This window comes from Natrinema limicola JCM 13563, from assembly GCF_000337475.1.
In the GTDB taxonomy this organism is placed as follows: domain Archaea; phylum Halobacteriota; class Halobacteria; order Halobacteriales; family Natrialbaceae; genus Natrinema; species Natrinema limicola.
Genome location: NZ_AOIT01000039.1, coordinates 1 through 20154, shown reverse-complemented (window position 1 = coordinate 20154; position 20154 = coordinate 1). Strand labels below are relative to the sequence as shown.

27 protein-coding genes and 2 tRNA genes are annotated in these 20154 nt (G+C 63.9%); 10 read left to right on the top strand and 19 right to left on the bottom strand.

Annotated elements, in window-relative coordinates; all coding sequences use genetic code 11:
• Window positions 1-64: 64 nt before the first annotated feature.
• Window positions 65-1603 carry a TrkH family potassium uptake protein gene (locus C476_RS11215; RefSeq protein ID WP_008012936.1) on the top strand — a complete coding sequence of 513 codons (1539 nt, stop codon included), beginning with the start codon at window positions 65-67 and terminating at the stop codon, window positions 1601-1603.
• A gap of 29 nt (window positions 1604-1632) precedes the next feature.
• Here C476_RS11215 and C476_RS11210 read toward each other — a convergent pair whose 3' ends face one another.
• Complete coding sequence (locus C476_RS11210) at window positions 1633-2373, bottom strand: isopentenyl phosphate kinase (RefSeq protein ID WP_008012934.1); 741 nt, start codon at window positions 2371-2373, stop codon at window positions 1633-1635.
• Window positions 2370-3356 carry a mevalonate kinase gene (gene mvk / locus C476_RS11205; RefSeq protein WP_008012932.1) on the bottom strand — a complete coding sequence of 329 codons (987 nt, stop codon included), beginning with the start codon at window positions 3354-3356 and terminating at the stop codon, window positions 2370-2372. Before mvk ends, C476_RS11210 begins: the two co-directional genes overlap by 4 nt.
• A gap of 115 nt (window positions 3357-3471) precedes the next feature.
• Between mvk and C476_RS11200 the strand changes: the two genes are divergently transcribed.
• Entirely contained in the window at window positions 3472-4395 is a 924-nt protein-coding gene (locus C476_RS11200; RefSeq protein ID WP_008012930.1) for a thiamine-phosphate synthase family protein, read from the top strand.
• A gap of 117 nt (window positions 4396-4512) precedes the next feature.
• On the opposite strand, the gene C476_RS11195 is transcribed toward C476_RS11200, so the two are convergent.
• From C476_RS11195 to moaA, 15 genes are all read right to left on the bottom strand, one after another.
• Window positions 4513-4929, bottom strand: a complete 417-nt coding sequence (locus C476_RS11195; RefSeq protein WP_008012929.1) for a hypothetical protein — start codon at window positions 4927-4929, stop codon at window positions 4513-4515.
• 178 nt (window positions 4930-5107) lie between these two features.
• Window positions 5108-5917 (bottom strand): 30S ribosomal protein S2, encoded by an 810-nt coding sequence (gene rpsB / locus C476_RS11190; protein ID WP_008012926.1) that lies wholly within the window; start codon window positions 5915-5917, stop codon window positions 5108-5110.
• Window positions 5914-7119 carry a phosphopyruvate hydratase gene (gene eno / locus C476_RS11185; RefSeq protein ID WP_008012924.1) on the bottom strand — a complete coding sequence of 402 codons (1206 nt, stop codon included), beginning with the start codon at window positions 7117-7119 and terminating at the stop codon, window positions 5914-5916. The genes rpsB and eno overlap by 4 nt, the downstream gene beginning before the upstream one ends.
• A complete protein-coding gene (locus tag C476_RS11180; RefSeq protein WP_008012923.1) occupies window positions 7116-7301 on the bottom strand; it encodes a DNA-directed RNA polymerase subunit K in 186 nt (61 codons plus the stop codon). Before C476_RS11180 ends, eno begins: the two co-directional genes overlap by 4 nt.
• 2 nt (window positions 7302-7303) lie before the next feature.
• Window positions 7304-7498, bottom strand: a complete 195-nt coding sequence (locus C476_RS11175) for a DNA-directed RNA polymerase subunit N (RefSeq protein WP_008012920.1) — start codon at window positions 7496-7498, stop codon at window positions 7304-7306.
• A gap of 12 nt (window positions 7499-7510) precedes the next feature.
• On the bottom strand, window positions 7511-7909 hold the full coding sequence (locus C476_RS11170) for a 30S ribosomal protein S9 (protein ID WP_008012916.1): 399 nt from the start codon (window positions 7907-7909) through the stop codon (window positions 7511-7513).
• Window positions 7903-8352, bottom strand: coding sequence for a 50S ribosomal protein L13 (locus tag C476_RS11165; RefSeq protein WP_008012915.1), 450 nt, complete (start codon window positions 8350-8352; stop codon window positions 7903-7905). Before C476_RS11165 ends, C476_RS11170 begins: the two co-directional genes overlap by 7 nt.
• On the bottom strand, window positions 8349-8702 hold the full coding sequence (locus C476_RS11160; RefSeq protein ID WP_008012913.1) for a 50S ribosomal protein L18e: 354 nt from the start codon (window positions 8700-8702) through the stop codon (window positions 8349-8351). Before C476_RS11160 ends, C476_RS11165 begins: the two co-directional genes overlap by 4 nt.
• 87 nt (window positions 8703-8789) lie before the next feature.
• Window positions 8790-8874: transfer RNA gene (locus tag C476_RS11155), tRNA-Leu, on the bottom strand.
• Between the two features lie 129 nt (window positions 8875-9003).
• Window positions 9004-9753: a DNA-directed RNA polymerase subunit D gene (locus C476_RS11150; protein WP_008012911.1), complete on the bottom strand. Its 750-nt coding sequence runs from the start codon at window positions 9751-9753 to the stop codon at window positions 9004-9006.
• A 3-nt stretch (window positions 9754-9756) separates the two neighbouring features.
• Window positions 9757-10146, bottom strand: a complete 390-nt coding sequence (locus C476_RS11145; protein WP_008012909.1) for a 30S ribosomal protein S11 — start codon at window positions 10144-10146, stop codon at window positions 9757-9759.
• Between the two features lie 3 nt (window positions 10147-10149).
• Entirely contained in the window at window positions 10150-10671 is a 522-nt protein-coding gene (locus tag C476_RS11140; RefSeq protein ID WP_008012907.1) for a 30S ribosomal protein S4, read from the bottom strand.
• Complete coding sequence (locus C476_RS11135) at window positions 10671-11192, bottom strand: 30S ribosomal protein S13 (RefSeq protein ID WP_008012905.1); 522 nt, start codon at window positions 11190-11192, stop codon at window positions 10671-10673. The genes C476_RS11140 and C476_RS11135 overlap by 1 nt, the downstream gene beginning before the upstream one ends.
• Before the next feature lie 73 nt (window positions 11193-11265).
• Window positions 11266-11348, bottom strand: a tRNA-Ser gene (locus C476_RS11130).
• A 185-nt stretch (window positions 11349-11533) separates the two neighbouring features.
• Window positions 11534-12523: a GTP 3',8-cyclase MoaA gene (gene moaA / locus C476_RS11125; protein ID WP_008012904.1), complete on the bottom strand. Its 990-nt coding sequence runs from the start codon at window positions 12521-12523 to the stop codon at window positions 11534-11536.
• Window positions 12524-12674: 151 nt separating this feature from the next.
• On the opposite strand from moaA, the gene C476_RS19760 reads away from it, so the two are divergent.
• From C476_RS19760 to C476_RS11100, 6 genes are all read left to right on the top strand, one after another.
• Complete coding sequence (locus C476_RS19760; protein WP_008012902.1) at window positions 12675-12854, top strand: hypothetical protein; 180 nt, start codon at window positions 12675-12677, stop codon at window positions 12852-12854.
• Entirely contained in the window at window positions 12815-13330 is a 516-nt protein-coding gene (locus C476_RS11120; RefSeq protein ID WP_309545800.1) for a helix-turn-helix domain-containing protein, read from the top strand. Before C476_RS19760 ends, C476_RS11120 begins: the two co-directional genes overlap by 40 nt.
• Window positions 13331-13389: 59 nt before the next feature.
• On the top strand, window positions 13390-13617 hold the full coding sequence (locus C476_RS11115; RefSeq protein WP_008012896.1) for a hypothetical protein: 228 nt from the start codon (window positions 13390-13392) through the stop codon (window positions 13615-13617).
• Between the two features lie 161 nt (window positions 13618-13778).
• A complete protein-coding gene (locus C476_RS11110) occupies window positions 13779-14384 on the top strand; it encodes a flavin reductase (RefSeq protein ID WP_008012894.1) in 606 nt (201 codons plus the stop codon).
• The gene (locus tag C476_RS11105; protein ID WP_008012891.1) at window positions 14381-15583 is read left to right on the top strand and encodes a M20 family metallopeptidase; all 1203 of its coding nucleotides are present in this window, start codon (window positions 14381-14383) and stop codon (window positions 15581-15583) included. Before C476_RS11110 ends, C476_RS11105 begins: the two co-directional genes overlap by 4 nt.
• A 31-nt stretch (window positions 15584-15614) precedes the next feature.
• Window positions 15615-16598, top strand: coding sequence for a hypothetical protein (locus C476_RS11100; RefSeq protein WP_241430487.1), 984 nt, complete (start codon window positions 15615-15617; stop codon window positions 16596-16598).
• Here the strand turns inward: C476_RS11100 and C476_RS11095 are convergent.
• Both C476_RS11095 and C476_RS11090 read right to left on the bottom strand, forming a co-directional pair.
• The gene (locus C476_RS11095) at window positions 16595-18058 is read right to left on the bottom strand and encodes an RtcB family protein (RefSeq protein WP_008012888.1); all 1464 of its coding nucleotides are present in this window, start codon (window positions 18056-18058) and stop codon (window positions 16595-16597) included. The two genes, C476_RS11100 and C476_RS11095, sit on opposite strands and share 4 nt — an antisense overlap.
• A 127-nt stretch (window positions 18059-18185) precedes the next feature.
• Window positions 18186-18617 (bottom strand): archease, encoded by a 432-nt coding sequence (locus C476_RS11090; protein WP_008012886.1) that lies wholly within the window; start codon window positions 18615-18617, stop codon window positions 18186-18188.
• 186 nt (window positions 18618-18803) lie between these two features.
• On the opposite strand from C476_RS11090, the gene C476_RS11085 reads away from it, so the two are divergent.
• Window positions 18804-19280, top strand: coding sequence for a GNAT family N-acetyltransferase (locus C476_RS11085; protein ID WP_008012884.1), 477 nt, complete (start codon window positions 18804-18806; stop codon window positions 19278-19280).
• A gap of 77 nt (window positions 19281-19357) precedes the next feature.
• Window positions 19358-20154: DNA primase small subunit PriS (locus tag C476_RS11080; RefSeq protein WP_008012883.1), on the top strand; the 797-nt coding region annotated here is incomplete at its 3' end.

Genomic DNA, 20154 nt, shown 5'->3' with positions numbered 1-20154 from the left:
TTACGGCCTTAGCGAAATGCCGTTACAACCGTGTCCAGACGTGACTCCGTGAGTGGGGTGTTCTATGCGGCTCCGAACTGAGTGGCGCGCCAGCTTCGCGCTCGTCGGGACCGTCCTCAAGTATCTCTCCGTTCCGTTAGTGATCCCGATCGTCGTGGCACTCATTTACGGTGACCCGGTGTTCCCGTTCGTCGCGACGATCGCACTGACGATCGCCGTTGGCCACGGCCTCGAGCAACTCGACCTCGAGCCGGACCTGCAGATCCGTGAAGCGATGCTGTTCGTCGCGATCTCGTGGCTCGCCGTCGCCGCCGTCGGCGCGGTTCCGTACGTGCTTGCGGGCTGGGGAACCGAATCGACGCTCGCTGATCCCGTCAACGCGCTGTTCGAGTCGATGTCCGGCTTCACGACGACCGGGGCCACCGTCCTCGGGGAGATTTCGCTGGAACAACACTCCCACGCCGTGATGATGTGGCGACAGCTCACCCAGTGGCTCGGCGGGATGGGGATCATCGTGTTGATGGTCGCGATCTTGCCGGAGGTTGCCGTCAGCGGTGCCCAACTCATCGAGTCGGAAGCGCCGGGTCCGGAGCTACAGAAACTGACGCCGCGGATCGCCGAGACGGCGCGGATCCTCTGGCTCGTCTACTTCGCCTTCACCGCGGTCTACATCGCGTTGCTCTATGGCTTTCATCTCGCGGGGATGGCTCCTAATATGGGGCTATACAACGCCATCGCCCACGGGTTCACGACGCTTCCGACCGGTGGGTTCTCGCCAGAGGCTGACAGCGTCGCGGCCTTTTCGGCAATCGTCCAGTGGACGGCGATCCCCTTCATGATCATCGCCGGGACGAACTTCGCCCTGTTCTGGCACGTCTTCAGCGGCGAGGGCCACCGCTTCGTTCGCAACTCCGAGTTTCGCGCCTACATTGCCGCGATCGCCGGGCTGAGCGTTCTCCTCGCCGGGATGCTCTATACGGGTACCGCGCCGGCACTTTCGGGACTGGGCGGCGTCACTGAGGGTGTTCTCGAGAACTCGCTGCGACAGAGTGCCTTCCAGATCGCGTCGCTGTTGACCTCGACCGGCTACGCGACCAGCGACTTCGTCGAGTGGACCTCGACGGGGAAGATCGTCCTGCTCTTTGCCATGCTCGTCGGCGGCTCCGCTGGCTCGACCGGCGGTGGCGTCAAGGTGGTTCGCTGGGTGATCATTTTCAAGGTCCTTCGACGGGAACTGTTCACGGCCTCCCACCCCGAAGTCGTCCGGCCGATCCGCCTCGGCGGCAACGTCGTCGACGAAGACGCGATCCGCGGCGTGCTCGGCTTCACGTTCATGTATCTCCTCATCTTCGCCATCGCGACGCTGTTCATCGCGCTCGATGCGAGTCGCATCGGCTACACGCTGACGCCGCTCGAGGCGTTCAGCGCCAGCCTCGCGACGATCGGCAACATCGGTCCTGGGTTCGGCTCGGTCGGCCCCTTCGGGAGCTACCTCGCGTTCCCCGATAGCTCGAAGCTCCTGATGGTCTTTCTCATGTGGATCGGTCGCCTCGAGATCATCCCCGTGCTCGTGCTGTTTACTGGTGGCTTCTGGACCCGCTGAAAACAGTCATCTCGGCTCCGCTGCTGTTGTCAGTCGATCGTCGTCCCTGGATTCTCGCCCGCAAGGAACGCAGCCAGCGCCTCGAGTCCGAAGATCGACGCTTCTGCCTCGAGTGCCAGCAACGTCCGAACTTTGCCGGCCATGCCGCCGGTCACGTCGGTAGCCTCGCTAGCCCCGAGAACGTCGGCGACGGCGTCGAAGTCGTCGATCCGGTCGATAACGGCGTCTGCGTCGTCTAACACGCCGGGAACCGTCGAACAGAGCCCGATTCGATCGGCGTCGAGATCCGCAGCGAGTTCGGCCACGAGTTCGTCGCCGCTGACGATCGTCGCACCCGAGCCCGCGTGGGCGATCACGTCACCGTGGAGGACGGGGACGAATCCCTCGTCGAGCATCGTTTCGACCTGTCCGGTCGGGAGCTCGAGCGTCCCATCACGATCACGGTGGGCCGCTGAAAACGGATGGACCGGCACTGCCTGCACGTCGCGCTCGAGCAGTCGACGCAGGACGAACTGATTTAACGTCTTCATCGCGCCGTGGATGGCAAGCGCTGCGTCCGCGTCGTGGGTTCCCGCGGTCGTGCTGACGCCGTGTTCGCTGGCGTTGTGGTGGCCGAAACTCCCGCCGCCGTGGACGATGACGAGATCCTCGAGTCCCGCCTCGAGTGCCGCTGCGATCGCGTCGGCAGCCCGCTCGAGTGCGTCGCCGTCGAGCGTTTCCGGGCGGTCCTTCTCGGTGATGACGCTGCCGCCGAGTTTCAGGACGATCATTCGAGTCGCTTCACCCCGTCCTCGGCGAGTTCGGCGCGGAAGGTGTCCTCACAGCCCGGCGTAAAGGAGAGTGCCGTCTCGGTTTCGGGCGTCGGGTCCAGCGCGACGATACAGCCACCGCCGCCGGCACCAGTGAGCTTTGCGCCGTGTGCGCCCGCGTCGCGGGCCGCCCAGACCATCGTATCCAGCGACCGCGAAGAGACGCCAAGCGCCGACAACAGGCCGTGATTGAAGTCCATGAGCCGGCCGAGTTCCGCGATGTCGCCGTCGGCCAGCGCCTGTTCGCCGTTGCGAACGATGTCGCCGATCGCTTCGACCGTGTCTGCCGCAAAGTCGTACTCTTCGCGCAGGTCGCGCACGCCCGCGACCAGCTGGCCGGTATCGCCCGCGCCGCCGTCGAACCCGATCACGATCGGCAGATCGGGGGCCTCGAGCGACCGACAGTCGTCGCCCTCGACGCGGACCGCGCCGCCGGTCGCCGAACAGAAGGTGTCTGCCCGGGAGGCCTGTCCGTCCTGTACCTGGTATTCGGTCTGGTAGGCCCGCTCGGCGAGGTCGTCGGGCTCGAGCGTGACACCGAGTTCGCGTGCGGCAGCGTCGATGGCTGCGACGACGACCGCTGCCGAGGAGCCAAGGCCCGCGCCCAGCGGAATGTCGCTTTCGATCGTCACGTCGAAGCCGACATCGTCCTCGCCGGTCACGTCGCGAACCTGCGCGATTGCCTCATCGACGTAGCCCATCGCAGCGCTGATCAGCGACTCCGAGACGTCGACGTCCGGGCCGTTCCCCGGCGTGCCGTCGTACTCGACGGTAAAGCCATTTAGACTGAGGTCTTCGGCGTGAACGCGGAGCTTTTCGTCGTCGCGTCGCTGTACTTCCACCCGCGCTCGCCGCTCGATCGCACACGGGACGGCGGGCTCGCCGTAGACGACCGCGTGCTCCCCGAACAAATATACCTTGCCGGGAGCGCTCGAGAGTGTCATGCCCGGCCGTTCGCACGACGACGGTTAATACCTATCTTTGTCTTGGTGCTCGCAGTCGTCGCGGTACCGACGGAACGCAGGCGGAGTTATAACGCTGGGCCCGCACGACGGTCGTATGACACTCGTCTTGCCGAGCGAACTCGTCGTCGATCGATTCCTGCCGACCGTGCGGGCAATGTTGGCCACTCGACTCGCCGACCGTGGGCTGACCCAGAAGGAAATCGCCGCCGAACTCGGCGTGACCCAGGCCGCAGTCAGCAAGTACGTCGGCGGCGAGGGTGGCGGCGATGACCGTTTTCGTGACGACCCCGAAACCGTCACAACTGTCGACCGGATCGCCGATGGCATCGCAAGCGGCGAACTGGACGGCTACGACGCGCTCGCCGAACTCCTCGCGTTGATCCGCACCCTCGAGGATCGCGGCCCGATCTGTGAACTCCACGAGGAAGCGATGCCGGAGTTACAGGGACTAGGCTGTGATCTCTGCGTTCGGGGGCTCGATCCCGACGTGCGTGCCGAACGCGACGTGCTCTCGAACGTCCGCACTGCCGCGCGGACACTCGCTTCGATTCCCAGCATGGCCGACTCGATTCCGAACGTCGGCACGAACGTCGGCATGAGTCTCCCTGATCCCAGCGACGAGACAGACGTCGCCGCGATTCCGGGCCGAATCTATGCCATGGGCGGTCGAATCGAGATCCCGGCCAACCCCGAGTTCGGGGCCTCGAAACACGTTGCGACGGCGATCATCGCCGCCAACACGGTCGACTCGAGCATCCGCGGCGCAACCAACGTCGCCACTGACGACGATCTGCTCGCGGCCGCCACAGAACTGGGAATCGAGCCACTCGAGTTCGACGCGGACTACGAGGATCGCAGCGAACATCTCAGACAGCGGTTCGAGGACCGCGGGACGGTCCCCCGCGTCGCCTACCACCGCGGCGCGTTCGGGATTGAACCCGCGACCTACGTCTTCGGCGCGACGGCTGTCGACGCCGCCGAGCTGGTCGCGCGGCTGCTCGAGGACAACTCGTCGTGAGAAACCGCTATAGGAACAACTGAAACGATTCACACACTGATCGCACAGCTGTCGTGCGATCAGGTGTGTAGTGACTGTCAGTGGCTACTATCGTTCACCGTCGATTTCGGGTCTGGCTCACTCGTTGCCGCCGGGACCTGAATGGTCGCCCGCTCGCTCCGGCTCGAGCGAGTCACAGCCGATGACCAGTCGGTCAGGAATTTCCGTGGCGTTTGCATGGAGGCTTTCGAGAACGACACTCACCTCCTCGAAATCGGGGCCACGATACGCGCGTAACGGATCGGATTCCCAGTGGACGACACCCTCCGCTTCCAGCAGTGGGAGATGGTGGTGGCACAATTGGAGCCGCACTCGGTCGGCCGCACTCGAAGCGCTCCTGTCCGCCACCGCTTCCGGGAGTGGGATCGATTCGCCTGCAGGAACGTCGATGAGTTCGTCGACGATCCGCCGCCGCGGTTCAGCGGAAAGGACGGCGAACACGCGATCCCATCGGCGGGTCGCGTCCGCTTGCGTTCGAGACGGTGAACTGACCATACTGGCGTTGATTCGGCCATGCTGTAGTAAACCTTGTGGGTGTGTGGCAGTTGACGGCGCGTGTGTCAGCAAAACAGGTCGCTTTATCGGGGTCCGTTGTCCGATCGGAGCGCGATCGCTGTCGCTTCCAAAGGACTGCACAGCGGCGAGAAAACGAACAGCGCCGATATCGAACGCCTTAGACCGTGCTCTCGAAGTCCTCGAGCGAGTAGGACGGCTCGGCACCGCGGCGGTCGAGGACCTCGTTTGCGAGCAGCCAGTAGACGACCGAGAGGGCCTTGCGACCCTTGTTGTTCGTCGGGACGACGAGGTCGACGTTACTGACCTGGTTGTTCGAGTCACACATCGCGATGACCGGGATGCCGACCGTGATAGCCTCTTTGACGGCCTGGGCGTCGCCGATCGGGTCTGTGACGACGAGCACGTCCGGCTCGATGTAGCCGTCGTATTTCGGGTTGGTCAGCGTACCCGGGATGAAGCGACCGGTGCGGGCGCGAGCGCCGACGGCCTCGGCGAACTTCTCGGCCGGGAAGCGACCGTACTGGCGCGAGGACGTGACCAGGATCTGTTCGGGGTCGTAGTTGGCGAGGAAATCTGCGGCCGTGCGGATCCGGCCGTCGGTCTTCGAGACGTCCAGCACGTAGAGACCGTCAGTCCGGACACGGTGGATGAACCGCTCCATGTCGGCGGTCTTCTGCTGGGTCCCGATGTGGACGCCAGCGCCGAGGTAGTCCTCGACGGGGATCAGCAGGTCCGCTTCCTCGTCGGACATGACGTCGTCGTCGAGGGTCGGACCGGCGTCTTCTTCCTCGGCGGCGTCGTCGGCTTCTTCGGCCTCGGCCGCGGGGGCTCCCTCGGCGTCGGCGGGCTGTTCGGCTGCAGACTCGACGTCCTCCTCGGCGGCGGGGCCAGCCCCTTCGGCTGGCTCCTCGTCGATTTCCTCCTCGGCGGCGTCGAGCCCTTCTTGGGTTGCGTCGTTGTCTGTCATGTCGCGTCGTCTGCGATTCGAATGAGCTCGTTTAGCTTTGCAGTTCGCTCGCCGCCGACGGCACCCGTCTTGATGTAGGGGGCGTCGGTCGCGACGGCGAGGTGTGCGATCGTCGCGTCTTCGGTCTCGCCCGACCGGTGAGAGACGACCGAGTCGTAGCCGTTCTCGGTTGCAAGTTCGATCGCGTCGAAGGCGTCCGTCAGCGTTCCGATCTGGTTTGGCTTGATCAGGATGCTGTTGGCCGCGTCGCGATCGATGCCCTCGACGAGACGGTCGGTGTTCGTGACGAACAGGTCGTCACCGCAGATCAGCGTCTGATCGCCGACTTCGTCGGTGAGGTCTGCGAAGGCGTCGTAATCGTCCTCGTCGAGCGGGTCCTCGACGTAGACGAGGTCGTACTCCTCGACTAACTCGGCGATGTATGCGATCTGCTCGTCGGTGTCGCGGCTCCCGTCGCTGTACTCGTAGGTACCGGAATCGGCGTCGTACAGCTCCGCACCGGCGACGTCGAGACCGAATTTGATCTCGAAGCCGACCTCGTCTTCGACCATCGAAACCGCCTCGTCGACGATTTCGAACGCGTCACCGTCGTCGATCGACGGTGCCCACGCACCCTCGTCGCCCTTTCCACAGGGGACGCCGCGCTCGGACAGCAGGTCAGAGACGGCAGCGTGGACGGCCGCGTTGGCAAAGACGGCGTCTTCGACGCTCGGTGCGCCGACGGGTGCCGCCAAGAACTCCTGAATGTCGGTTGCGTCGGCAGCGTGTTCGCCACCGCCAACGACGTTACCGAGCGGAATCGGGAAGTTGTTGCCGCGGAACGTCCCACCGAGATGCTGGAACAGCGGGGCACCGAGCACGTCGGCACCGGCCTTCGCGGCGGCCATCGAGATGGCGACCGCGCTGTTGGCACCGATCTCCGAAAAGTCGTCGGTACCGTCGGCAGCGTGCAGTGCGGCGTCGACGTCACGCTGGTTGCCCGCGTAAACCTCGCCGACGAGCCGCGGCACGGCGTGTTCTCGAGCCGCAGCGATCGCCTCGGACGGCGGCCGCTCGACGGCTTCGTACTCGCCAGTGCTGGCACCGCTCGGTGCTGCAGCGCGGCCGAAGCCGCCGCTTTCGGTCACGACATCGGCTTCGACCGTCGGGTTGCCTCGCGAGTCGAGGATGCGTCGCAGTCGGATATCTGTGATGAGTGTCATTTACGATCGTACCCCCGCTTGACGGTAAACGGCAACACGCCAGCGTCGTACTCCTCGGCAGCGATGAGGATCGGTTCCGTCTGCTCGGTTTCGATCAACACCGGCGCGCCATAGGAGACCTGCAGCGCTCGCGCGCCGAGGATGCGTGCTTTCTCGTAGCGGTTGTGCTGTTGTTGTTGCATTGTTACTGGTACGGGGAGACGATGTCGACCAGGTCTTTGTGACTGACGAGCATCCGCCGACAGCAGTAGCGGTCGACGCCGAGCTCGTCGAGGACCTTTTCGGGGTCCTCGTCGCCCTCGTTGGCTCGTTCGTCGAACTCCTCCCAGTGTTCGCCGACGACGTTACCACAGGTGAAACACCGGACCGGTACCATCATGCGTTGATCACCTTAGCGGTAGGACTTCTGGTAGCGCGCCCGAGCGCCCGGGCCGCCCCATTTCTTGGGTTCGGACTGGCGAACGTCGTTGACCAGCAGCGACCGGTCGAACTCCATGAACGCGTCGCGGAGTTCGGCGTCGTTGGTGTGCTGGACGATGCCGCGTGCGATGGCGGTGCGGACGGCGTCTGCCTGCCCGCTGATGCCGCCTCCCTCGACGCGGACGTCGATGTCCATCTCACTACGCAGGTCCTCGCCGACGATGCGGAACGGCTCGAGCATCTTGAGCCGGGACATCTCGGGTTCGACCAGTTCGACGGGCTGGGAGTTGATTCGAACGCGACCCTCGCCCTCGTGGACCGTCGCTCGCGCGACGGCCGTCTTTTTCTTGCCACTCGTGTTGGTTACCATGTGACGTTAGCACCTAACTGTTCGGACACTTCGTGTAGGTGGACGAAGCGGATGTTCGACAGGCGATCCAGCGACGTTCCCTCGAGCACTTCCGAGTCGCGCTCGTCGTCGGTCTCGTAGGGGTTGCCGACGTAGACGCGGACGCTGTCGAGCGCTTCGCGGCCGCGCGGTTTCTTGTACGGCAGCATGCCGCGGACGGACCGCTTGAAGATCGTGTCCGGTCGCCGCGGGTAGTACGGCCCGCTGTCGGAGCCAAGCTGTAGTCGCGTGCGGTACGTCTCGAAGATGTCTTCTTTGTCGCCGGTGATGACAGCGTCCTCGGCGTTGACGATCGCGACGCGTTCGCCGTCCAGCGCGCGCTGGGCGACTTCGCTGGCGACGCGACCGAGGATGCAGTCACTGGCGTCGACGACGGTATCGGCGTCGAACTCTGCGAGACTCATCGAATCACCCGGACGTCGGAGCCTTCTGGGTTCTCTTCGAGCGCTTGCTCGAGCGGTACCGGTTCGCCGACCTGTTCGATCTTCGTCTCTGCGGACGAAGAGAAGTTGACGGCGGCGACGGTGACGTTTTTCTGTAGTGCGCCGGAACCCAGCACCTTGCCGGGAACGACGACAGTCTCTTCTTCGCGTGCGTACCGCTCGATGCGGCCCAGGTTCACCTCAGCGTGGGTGCGCCGGGGCTTCTCGAGTCGATCCGCAACGTCTCGCCAGACGTCGGCGTCCGCTTCGCGGGACGTCGACTTCAGCTCGGCGATGAGATCGGTGAGCCTCGGATTAGTCTTGCTACTCATTGGTTTCCTCCAAATACTGCAACTGTTGGCACGTCGACGACACACGCTTGTGTCTCGTCGACGGTGGAATCGATTCGTGAGAAGTGATGCAGGGAGCAGGATTTGAACCTGCGGACTCCTACGAGACAGCGCCCTGAACGCTGCGCCGTTGGCCTGACTTGGCTATCCCTGCTCGCACTTCCACGTATCCGTCGCCCCTTCAAACCCCTTTCGATTCCAGTGGACGAGCGCTCGCCGATCTCGTCGCTCACGGCGTCGGCGAACGGCGCGTCCTGTTCGGGTCGGGGGCGTCGGTTCATATCTATAGCTGTACTGCGTCTTCGAGTTCGGTCGCGCGCATCGCGATCGTCTCTGCGGCTCGCGTGACCAGCTCTTCGACGGTAAAGGAGCCGTCCGTCTCCACGTGGAAGACGAAGGCGTTGGGCACGTCCTCGACCCGGACCTGCTTGTCCGGGTAGCGGTTCGAGAGGTCGTGATCGAACTCGCTCGTGGGAACGAGTTCGCCGTCGTCTTCGATCACACCGCGGATGATCCGGCTTTCCTGTTCTTCGAACTCGGGGAGATCACCGTCGACCTCCACGCGCTGGAGGTGTCGGTAGCCGACCGCGACCCCGCCCTGGTGTTTGGCGTGGTCTTTCCCGCGGTCTAAGACGGCGTCGGCCTCGGCCTCGAGGCGCTGGTCGTCTTTGAGTTCGATGATCGGGATGTTCTCATCCGCGGGCTGGACGAGCTCGTCGCTCGAGACGAGATCGCCGGAGTAGGCGGTGGCCGGCCCTTCGACGTCGATCGAGAGCGTGACGGTATCGTCCTCGGTGAACTCGCCGACAGGTGGCGTCGTCAGCGGGACGAGCCCGAGCCGTAAGGCGAGTTGCTCGTCGAACATCACCGACGAGTTCTCGACGAACCGGACGGTGTCGATCGCCATCGTGGGGACGTCGGCGACCATTGCGCGACGAATGCCGTTTGCGAACGCGGGCGTCACGCCCCGAACGAGGAATCGTGCCTCACGATCCTCGCGTTCGACGAACTCGACGTCGTACTCCTCTGTCATGATCTAGTAGCCGCCCTTGCCTTTGGGTGCGCGCGATCCGTCGTGTGGGATCGGCGTGACGTCCTCGATACGCCCGATTTCGATGCCCGAGCGCGCGAGCGCGCGGATCGTCGCCTGCGCGCCGGGACCGGGGGACTTCTGGAGGTTGCCGCCGGGGCCACGCACGCGAACGTGCAGGCCCGTGATGCCGGCCGCTTTGACCTCTTCGGCGATGGACTCGGCCATCTGCATGGCCGCGTACGGCGACGCCTCGTCGCGGTTCTGTTTGACCGCCGTCCCACCGGAGGACTTGGCGATCGTCTCCGCGCCCGTGAGGTCGGTCACGGTCATGACGGTGTTGTTAAACGATGCGTGCACGTGGGCGATGCCCCACTTGTCGTCGTCCTGGCTCATGGTTTACTGACCCTCCGCGCGTTCGGGGTGAAGTTCGTCCGCGAGCGGACTGTTCTCGTCGAAGGCCACCAGGTCCTCCTCGTCGACGTCGACGACGTAGGACGGGACGCTGTGGCGCTGGCCGTCGACCACAACGTGACCGTGGCTGATGAACTGCCGAGCCTGCTGGGTCGTGTTCGCCAGTCCGGATCGGTAGACGACCGTCTGCAGTCGGCGCTCTAAGACGTCCTCGATCTCGAGCGACAGGACGTCGCCGAGTTCGTCGGTCTCGTCGAGGATGCCAACGCGCTTGAGCCGACCGAGGAACTCCTCGGAGCGGCGGATGACGGTTTCGTCGCCTTGGGCCTGGCCGAGCAGGTCACGAGCCTCGCGCCGGTAGGAGCGAAGCTCGGACTGGGCACGCCAGAGCTCTTCTTTGTTCTTGAGGCCGTAGCGGTCGACAAGGGAGTGTTCGGAGGCGATGCGTTCACCCTGGTAGGGGTGATTCGGCGTCTCGTACTGCTTGGTGTCGGTGCCGAGTGGCATTATTCGCCCTCACCCTCTTCGCCGCCTTCTTCGGCCTGTTCTTCGCGGATCTCTTCGACGTTGACTCCGATGGTGCCCTCCGTACGACCGGTGGACTTGGTGCGCTGCCCGCGGACCTTCTGGCCGCGCTTGTGGCGAGTGCCCTTGTAGGAGTCGATCATCTTCATCCGGTTGATGTCGTGCTGTCGAGTCAACTGAAGATCGTTGCCGATCTCGTGGGTCGTTTCGCCGGTGTAGAAGTCCGACTGGCGGTTGTTGAGCCAGTCAGGTACTTCGTTGGCGTAGTTCTCGACGACCTCGACGACCTCGTCGATGACGTCGTCGTCGAGTCGGCCGAACGTCGCCGTTCGGTCGACGCCCGCTTCCTCAGCGATGAGCCGGGCGGTCCGTCGACCGATCCCGTTCATCTCCGAGAGCGAGCGCTCGACGGACTTCGTCCCATCGAGGTCGGTTTGCCCGATGCGGACGAAGTAACGGAGATCTTCGTCGTCTTCTTGTTCTTGAGGTTCTTCCGCGCTCATGATGTCGTGTATCTGTCTCTAGTCTGCGTGCGGTGCAAATCGACTGGCGGGAAAACGCCAGCGAAGGTTCCGACGTTGTGGCGGGGATTCGAACCCCGGAGGCTTGACGCCACATGGTTAGCAACCATGCGCCTTGGGCCGCTTGGCTACCACAACACGGTCGGTCTATCATCGCCCTCTCGGACTCGGGGATCGCTCCCCTACACGTATTGCACTCGCTCCTACCCCCGTCGAATACTTAAGGGCAACGAAAGACGGTGGCCGATTGTGTAACTCTCTTGCAGAATCTGTCGCGCTCGGGCCCCATCCTAGTGCCCAAACGCCTCCATCGGTGGTCGCGGTCAGGCCTCGGCGTACTCCTCGATATACTTCTCGTTTAGCTCCCACTCTCCCTCGTCGTTTCGAATCATGTACTCGCCGTAGTAGGGGACTCGGTTGGCGACGACGTCGCGGAACGCCTCGCGGATCTCGGAGGTGGTCATCTCGCCCATCGGTTTGAGGTCGTCGTTGCGATTCAGACAGCCCTTCAAGTAGCCCTCGTGGGTGACCCGAACCCGATGGCAGTTCGCACAGAACGTCGGGTTCTCGACGGGGTCGACGATCTCGACCATCCCTCGACCCTCGCCGCCGTCGTTGCTCACCCAGTAGCGTTTCCGGTCGTGCATCTCCCGGTGTTCGATCTCGTCGGCCTGCTCGGCCAGCCAGCCGTGGACCCGTTCGATCTCGATGTTCCACTCCGGCTTGCCGGTCAGCTCGGGCATGTATTCGATCAACTGTAACTGGAGCCCGTCGTTTTCGGCGACGTGATCGACCATCTCCGGCACGTAGCCCGCGGTATGCTCGAAGACGACCATATTGAGTTTGACCGGGTCCAGCCCTGCGGAAAGCGCTGCCTCGACGCCTTCGATGACCTTCTCGTAGGCCCCGCTTTTCGTGATCTCGGCGAAGTCAGCCGGATCGAGCGCGTCCTGAGAGACGTTGACCCGTTCTAAGCCGGCGTCCGCGAGGCTCTCGGCGCGGTCGGGGAGAAAGGAGCCGTTCGTGGTCAGCGAGACCTCCATCTCGTCGGGCGTGCGTGCGATGATCTCCTCTATGTCCTGTCGAAGCAGTGGTTCGCCGCCGGTGAACTTGACTGCCTCGACGTCGAACTCGGCGACGACCTCGAGAAAGCGGACGACGTCGTCGGTGCTCATCTCGTTGTCCGCCGGCTCCATCGGCCCACGGGTGTCGCCCAGCCCTTCGTTGTGACAGTAGACACAGTCGAAATTGCACCGATCGGTGAGGGAGACACGGACGCCGGTTACCTCCCGCCCGAATTCGTCGGTGAGCATGCTACTCGTTTGCATCCGAATCTGCTTAAGTGCGCCGGCATGTTCGGGGTCTCGTAACCGATTTCGGTTTCAGGGCAGCGCGTGCCGCGCCGGACGGTCGCATAGCGTGCTCGACCCCACTCTCATGACGATCCGTATGGTTCTCTCTACCATGAGTACCATCGCGGAACTCGCTGTCCCTGCCGCCGAGGTCGCACTCCGTGACACGCTCGAGGCGGTACCCGATGTCGACGTGGCGGTCGAACGCGTCGTCGCCGCCGATCCGGGGCATGTCATGACGTCTGGTTTGCCATCGATTCATCGACGCTTGCAGCCGTCGACGACGCACTGACAGCCGATCCGACCGTCGACGACGCGACCCGACTCGTCACCCGTGACGACACCTCACTGTACCGGATCGAGTGGATCGACGATGTCGCTGTCACGGTGTCTCTGTTGACCGACGCGCACGCGACGGTGCTCGACGCAACCGTCGAGAAGATGCGGTGGCAGTTCCGCATGCTTTTCGACGACCGGGCAGCACCCTCGCGTACCTACGAGTTCGCGACCGAGCAGGGACTTTCCATCGAGATCTTGCGTATCCACCGACTCGAGGAGCGTCGCCACGGCCGGTTCGGGCTCACCGACGCCCAGTACGAATCGCTGATCGCAGCCCTCGAGTACGGCTATTACGAGATTCCCCGCGAGATGGACATGGACGAACTCTCGGACGAACTCGACATCTCCCATCAGGCGCTTTCCGAGCGGCTTCGTCGCGCCCATCGGACGCTCGTCGAGGAACTCGTCGCTCTCGACGAACTGTCGTGACGGGTGACCCGGAGCCGAACCGGCAGAAAACCTACCTCGCCCACGCTCGAAGCCGACGTATGGACGAGGACATGCTCACAGACCAGCGTCAGCTCGTCGAGCTCATCGAAGCCGAGGGCTGGGAGGTTACTGATCTCGAGCTCTCGGCGTACGACAGCCCGTGGGCCGACGAGGACGACCCCGAGGCAACGGTGACGATCACGGCGCGAAAACCCTACGAGGGAGAGTCGACTGGGGACGGTGACGAAGACGACAGTGACGACGAGAACCCGTTCCGACTGAAATAGTCCAGCACATCGACCGCTGGGCGCTCGCTCGCGTTCATGCACGGCCGGCGATGGCGGTGTCCGATCTGATCGACCTTCAAACGGCCACGTTATTCCAGCGTTCGGATAACTAACACAACCAGTATTGGCCGTGGGTGTCTATGTAACCCACGGCTAACCGAATGACTCTCTCGAACGATCCCGACCTCATCACGTTGCAGCCGGACCAATCGTTCTTCGAGACGCTATATACGGCGGCACCGCTGGTGATCGTCGGGACGCGTGACGAAGACGGCTCGGAGGATTTAGCGCCGAAACACATGGCGATCCCGCTGGGCTGGTCGGACCAGTTCGGGTTCATCTGTACGCCCGAGCACAAAACGTACCGGAACGTCGAGCGCACGGGAGCGTTTACCGTCAGCTATCCCCGGCCCGACGACATCCTCGATGCCAGTCTCGCCGCCGCACCCCGGACCGCCGAGGGCGACAAACCCTCGCTGACGGAAATCGACACGGTCGACGCCGATGCCGTCGACGCGCCCGCCGTGGCTGGTGCCTACGGCGTCCTCGAGTGCGAACTCGAGCGCATCGTCGAGTTCGCTGACGGCGAACTCATCGCTGGCACCGTCGTCGGCAAACACGTCCATACCGACGCCTACCGTAGTGACGATATCGAGCCCGAGACGCTGCTCGAGCAGGCGCCGGTGTTGGCTCACCTCTACCCCGACCGGTTTGCCGCGATCAACGAGAGCCAGGCGTTCCCGTTTCCGGAGGGCTTCGAGCGATGACTGCCTCCGAACCGGAACCAGAGCCGGAATCCGCCGCCGAACCGCGGATTCAAGAGTGGGCACACGCCCATCGCGACGAGCTCGCAGAGTACCTCCTCGAGCTGGTCGAGCTGGAGACGCCCACGGAGAACCCAGAGACGTTCGACGACTTCTTCGATCGGCTGGCGGGTGACTTCCACGAGGTCGGCCTCGAAACCGAGCGCGTTCCGGGTGAGGAGACCGGCGGCCGGCTCGAGGCGTGGACGCCGAGCCCGGACGACGCCGACGAGATCCAGCTCGTGATCGGGCATGCGGACACCGTCTGGCCGCTGGGCACCGTCGAGGAGGACCCACCCGAAATTCGTGACGACATCCTCGAGGGCCCGGGATCGCTCGACATGAAAGGCGGGCTGACACAGGCCGTCTTCGCGCTCCGCGCGCTCGACGAGCTCTCGCTCGAGCCGTCGCTGCCGGTTCACGTCCTCGTCTCGAGCGATGAAGAGATCGGCAGTCCCGAATCCAAGTCCCGGATCATCGACCTCGCAAAGCGGGCGAACCGGGTGTTCGTGCTCGAACCGGCAAGCGGCCCCGAGGGCAAAATCAAGACCGCACGGAAAGCGGTCGGCCATTTCACAGTCACCATCGAGGGGAAGGCCGCCCACGCCGGGCTCGAGCCCGAGGAGGGGGCCAGCGCGACGGAGGAACTCGGCACCGTCATCCATCGGCTCCACGAACTCACCGACATCGACTCGGGGATCACCGTCAACGTCGGCCAGGTGGAAGCGGGACTGCGGTCGAACGTCGTCGCGCCGGACGCGCGAGCCGAAGTCGACGTTCGCGCACCCACCGACGACGCAGCCGAGGCCGTCTCGGCGGAGATCCGCTCGCTCGAGGCCACGACGCCGGGCACCGAACTGACGATCGACGGCGGGTTCGGACGGCCACCGATGGAGCCGACGGCGGGCAATCGCCTGCTCTGGGAGCGTGTCCAGACACTCGGAGACCGACTCGGACTCACGCTCGAGGGCACCCGCTCGGGTGGCGCAAGCGACGGGAACGACGCCAGCCAGCACGCCCCCACGATCGACGGGTTCGGCGCTGTCGGCGACGGTGCCCACCAGACCTACGAGTACGTGGATCTCGAGGCACTCGTCGATCGGGTCGCGCTGCTTGCCGCCTGTTTGCACGACGAACCGCTTCCAACCGACCCAGACCGATAGCTCACACATGCACGCAGACGTTCATACTTCAGTGACGCGAATCGCTGACCTCGAGCACCGTTCGTACGACATCGAATCCCAACCCACGTCGAAGTGGGAGACGGGAGATTACGTCTTCGCCCGCGTGACCAAACGTCCCAACCCCGGCGTCAGGGTCGAGAACCCACAGGGCCGACGCGTTGAACTGATGGAGGGCGAGACGATCATCGGCGCGCTGGGTACCCGTCGCGCGACCCGCGAGCTGGTCGGTAGCTGGCGGGACGTCGGCGACGATGGCCTGTTGAATATCCTGACCGGCGGCGGCGTTCTCGGTCGCGTCACCTCGGCCTCGCCGTTCAGTAAGACGCCGGTCGAAGTCGAATACGAAGGTCACGTCGTCGTCGACGACGACATCGCCCGAATGCGCGAGTACGGCTTGACGGCGACATCGACGCCCTCCAAGGTGCCGGTCGTCCTCGTCCTCGGCACGAGTATGTCGGCCGGCAAGACCATGACCGGCCGGGTGATCACCCGCGTACTCGTCGAAAACGGGTACGACGTCGCCGCCTGCAAACTGACAGGGGCGGGTACGTACGGCGACGTGTTGTCGATGGAGGTGGCAGGCGCAGACCCCATCTACGACTTCGTCGACGCGGGCCTGCCGACGACGGTCGTCCCCGAAGACACTTTCCGGGAGGCCGTCCGGCCCGTCTTCGACCGGCTGCAGGAGGCAGACGTCATCGTCGCCGAGGTCGGGGCCAGCCCGCTCGAGCCATACAACGGGGAAGCCGTCGTTGACATGCTCGTGGATCACGTCGCGTTCACTGTCCTCTGTGCGTCCGACCCCTACGCAGTCGTCGGGATCGAGGAGGCGTTCGGGCACTCGCCCGATCTCGTGGCAGGAATCACGACGAACACGACCGCCGGCGTCGACCTCGTCGAGGAACTCGTCGACTGCTCGGCGCTCAACGTCCAGAACGAGGCGGCCAAGGAACCGCTCGAAGCGATGTTGCTCGAGGCGCTGGCCGACGCTTAGCCTTTGATGTTACAGACGGGGAACGTCCGTGCGACCTTGTCCCCGATGCCCAGTTCGTCGGAGACGCGGACGACTTCGTCGACGTCTTTGTAGACGCCTGGCGCTTCCTCGGCGACCGTCGCGCCCGACTGGGCCTTGACGTAGATCTGCTCCTGTTCCTCGAGTTCCTGCTGGACGTCGCCGCCCCAGTACTCGTTTTTCGCCTGGGTGCGGCTCATCAGCCGGCCCGCGCCGTGGGCGGTCGACCCGAAGGTGAGATCCATCGAGTTTGCGCCACCCCGAAGGACGTAGCTGCCCGCACCCATGCTTCCGGGGATGATAATCGGCTGACCGACGTCCCGGTAGGCTTTCGGCACGTCGGGATGGCCGGCGGGGAACGCTCGCGTCGCGCCCTTGCGGTGAACGTAGAGTTCGCGCTCCTCACCGTCGCCGACGGTATGTGTCTCCTTTTTGGCGATGTTGTGCGCTACGTCGTACAGCAAGTCCATTTCCATCGCCTCCCACGAGCGGTCGAAGACGCGCTCGAAGACCGTTCGCGTGCGGTGCATGATCAACTGACGGTTGACCCACGCGAAGTTGATCGCCGCGTTCATCGCGCCGTAGTAGTCCTCAGCCAGCTGTGAACCCGCGGGCGCGGCTGCGAGTTCCTTGTCCGGCAGCTGATTCAACAACCCCTGGTGTTGTTGTTCGATTTTCCGCAGATAGTCGTTACAGGTCTGATGGCCCAGCCCGCGTGAGCCACAGTGGATGAGGACGACGATCTGGTCTTCCTCGAGTCCGAACGCCTCGCCGACCTCATCGTCGAAGACGTCGGTCACGCGCTGGACCTCGAGGAAGTGATTCCCCGACCCCAGCGAGCCGATCTGGTTCTTCCCGCGGTCTTTGGCTTTCTGGCTGATCTTCTCGGGGGCTGCGCCCTCGCGCATCCCCTCGTCCTCGCAGTGGAGCAGGTCGTCTTTGACCGCGTAGCCGTTCTCGAGCGCCCAGTCGACGCCGCGGGCGAGGATCTCGTCGACGGTGTCGACGCCGGCCTCGACAACCCCGCCGCCGCCGAGTCCCGACGGAATGTTGGCAAACAGCGAGTCGACGAGTTCCTCCTCGTGACCACGAAGGTCGTCGTAGGCCAGATTTGTTTTCATCATCCTAACCCCACAATTAATGTCATAGCCGACCGCCCCCGGCGAAATACAGCCGTTTTCGGCATCGAGGGCACCGACCCCACCGACTGGGAAGCCATACCCCTGATGCCCGTCGGGCATACAGATCGCGTGGTTGGTGATGCCGGGCAGGTGGGTCGTGTTTTTGATCTGTTCGAGCGTCTTGTCCTCCTTGATCTCCTCGAGCAGCGCTTCGCTTGCAAGCACCCGCGCAGGGACGCGCATATCGCCTTCCTGTGGGATCTCCCAGACGTACTCGCGCACCCGCTCGAGCGTGATGCCGTTTGCGTCGAAGGTGGTCATACGCGAACGTCCGACCGCCGCCAAGAAAGATGTTCGTCTCTCGCGTCGCTGATCGGGTGCTGGCCTGCGGTTCGGCGTTCCGGGTCGGCGTCTCGAGACGACCCTGCCGGCTCGATGGGACTGTCGCTTAGACGTCGAAAACGACGTATGCTTCCCAGCCGCCGTCGTCGGTTCGCTCGAGGGACATCTCGGAGTAGGTCACGGCCTTCACTTCGCGGGCATCGATCTCAGCGAGGGGGACACCACGGGCACTGGCCTCGAGAGACCACTCCTCGGTGCCGTCGGCTGACTCGACGTCGATCGAGTCGACGCGGTGGTCGACGGGGAGTTCCGCCCGGACGTCGCGCAGGTAGATCAGTTCGTCGAGATAGTCGAACAACAGCGCCTCGCGGCCTTCGGCGGTGACGGACAGCGAAAAGCGCTCACCGCTTTCGGACGGGATCTCGTCACAGGAGGCTGCCGCGAGGCCGTCGGCCACCGCGCCGAATGTCGCCTCGAGTGAGTCGCCGGTTGCCGAGACCGCAACGTCGGCCGTGTGGTCGCGCAGTTCGAATCCCATACTTTCGCTTTGTCGGCCGACCTTCTATGCTCGTCGTTTCGACGTATCGTCAGCAGTGAACGTTCGGGTATGTGTCGTGTGAACTACCGTCTCTGACAGGCTATCGCTGGCTCTGTCGGCCGTGTCTGACGACCCGCACATCGACTGCCGGTGGAATTATATTGACGACGCTGGTAGAGCATAATAGTGAGCGTCAACATCGACAGTCGGGTCGTCGCCCCGGGGAGCGACGATTTGGTCGACGAAGCCTGGCAGCTAAAGGAGGAGATCAACCGTCAGGAAGACGTGCTCAAGCAGCGGTATGATTTCTTTACTGACGCGTATCGCCGGTCGAAAGTCTATTGTTACATGCAGGACGAGGACCTCATCGGGTTTGCCGCCGTTCGACGTGACGGCTACATTCTCTTTCTGGCAGTGTCCCCGGACCATCGCGGAGAAGGCATCGGGAAACGGCTCATCGCTCACGTCGCGGACGACCACGAGACGATCACGTGTCACGCCCGAACGAGCAACGAGAACGCGTTGCAGTTTTACGAACACCTCGGCTTCGAGATCAAACGCCGGATCGACAACTACTACGAGGACGGCGGCGACGCCTACTACCTGAAACTCGGCTCTGACGTCGGTATCGCCGATCGAATCTCTGATCTCATCCGGCGCTGAGCCTCGCCGGCGACGACTCTTCTCGCACGGCCAGTTCAATACAGTTATACCGGACCCACGATGAGTTGGCGAAGCGTATGGAAGAGCGAACGAGGGCCTATCTTCGCGGGCGATTTCGTGACCACTATCGACGGACGGAGATCACGCCGCCGCCCGCGGCCAACGAACGCGAGTGGGGCTACATCCCCTGGACAGACGGCCCGGATACGACGATGGTCCGTCACCGTTCGCTACTCGAGTTAGGCGATCTCTCGGAGTTTCTCGTGCGCAAGCGCCCACGCCACGTCTACTTCTCGGCGGGGCGCTTTCGCGATCCCGGCGCGAGTTCGATGCACGAAAAAGATTGGCAATCTGCGGACCTTGTCTTCGACTTGGACGCCGATCACCTGCCGTCGGTCACGCTCGGCGAGGACAGCTACGCCGAGATGCTCGCGAAATGTAAGGACGCCCTCGGTCGTCTCCTCGAGTTCCTCGAGGACGACTTCGCCTTCGAGAACCTCGAGATCGTCTTCTCGGGCGGGCGTGGCTATCACGTCCACGTCCGCGACGAGAACGTGTTGCACCTAGAGCGGGAACACCGCCGCGAGATCGTCGACTACGTCCGGGGCATCGGCCTCGAGTACGACGAACTGATCGAGACCGAGACCGTCGCTGGCCTCGGGCGAAAAACACCGACCGAGCGCCGTACCCTCCAGATCGAGGGTGGCTGGGGGACTCGTATCCACGACCACTTCATGGCCTTCATCGACGAGCTGCTCGCAATGGAGGAAGACGCGGCCTTAGAGCGACTGCAGGAATTCGACGGTATCGGCGAGGGGAAAGCGACGGCGACGCTGAACGCGGCCCGAAACAACCGCGAGGGGCTCGAGGCGGG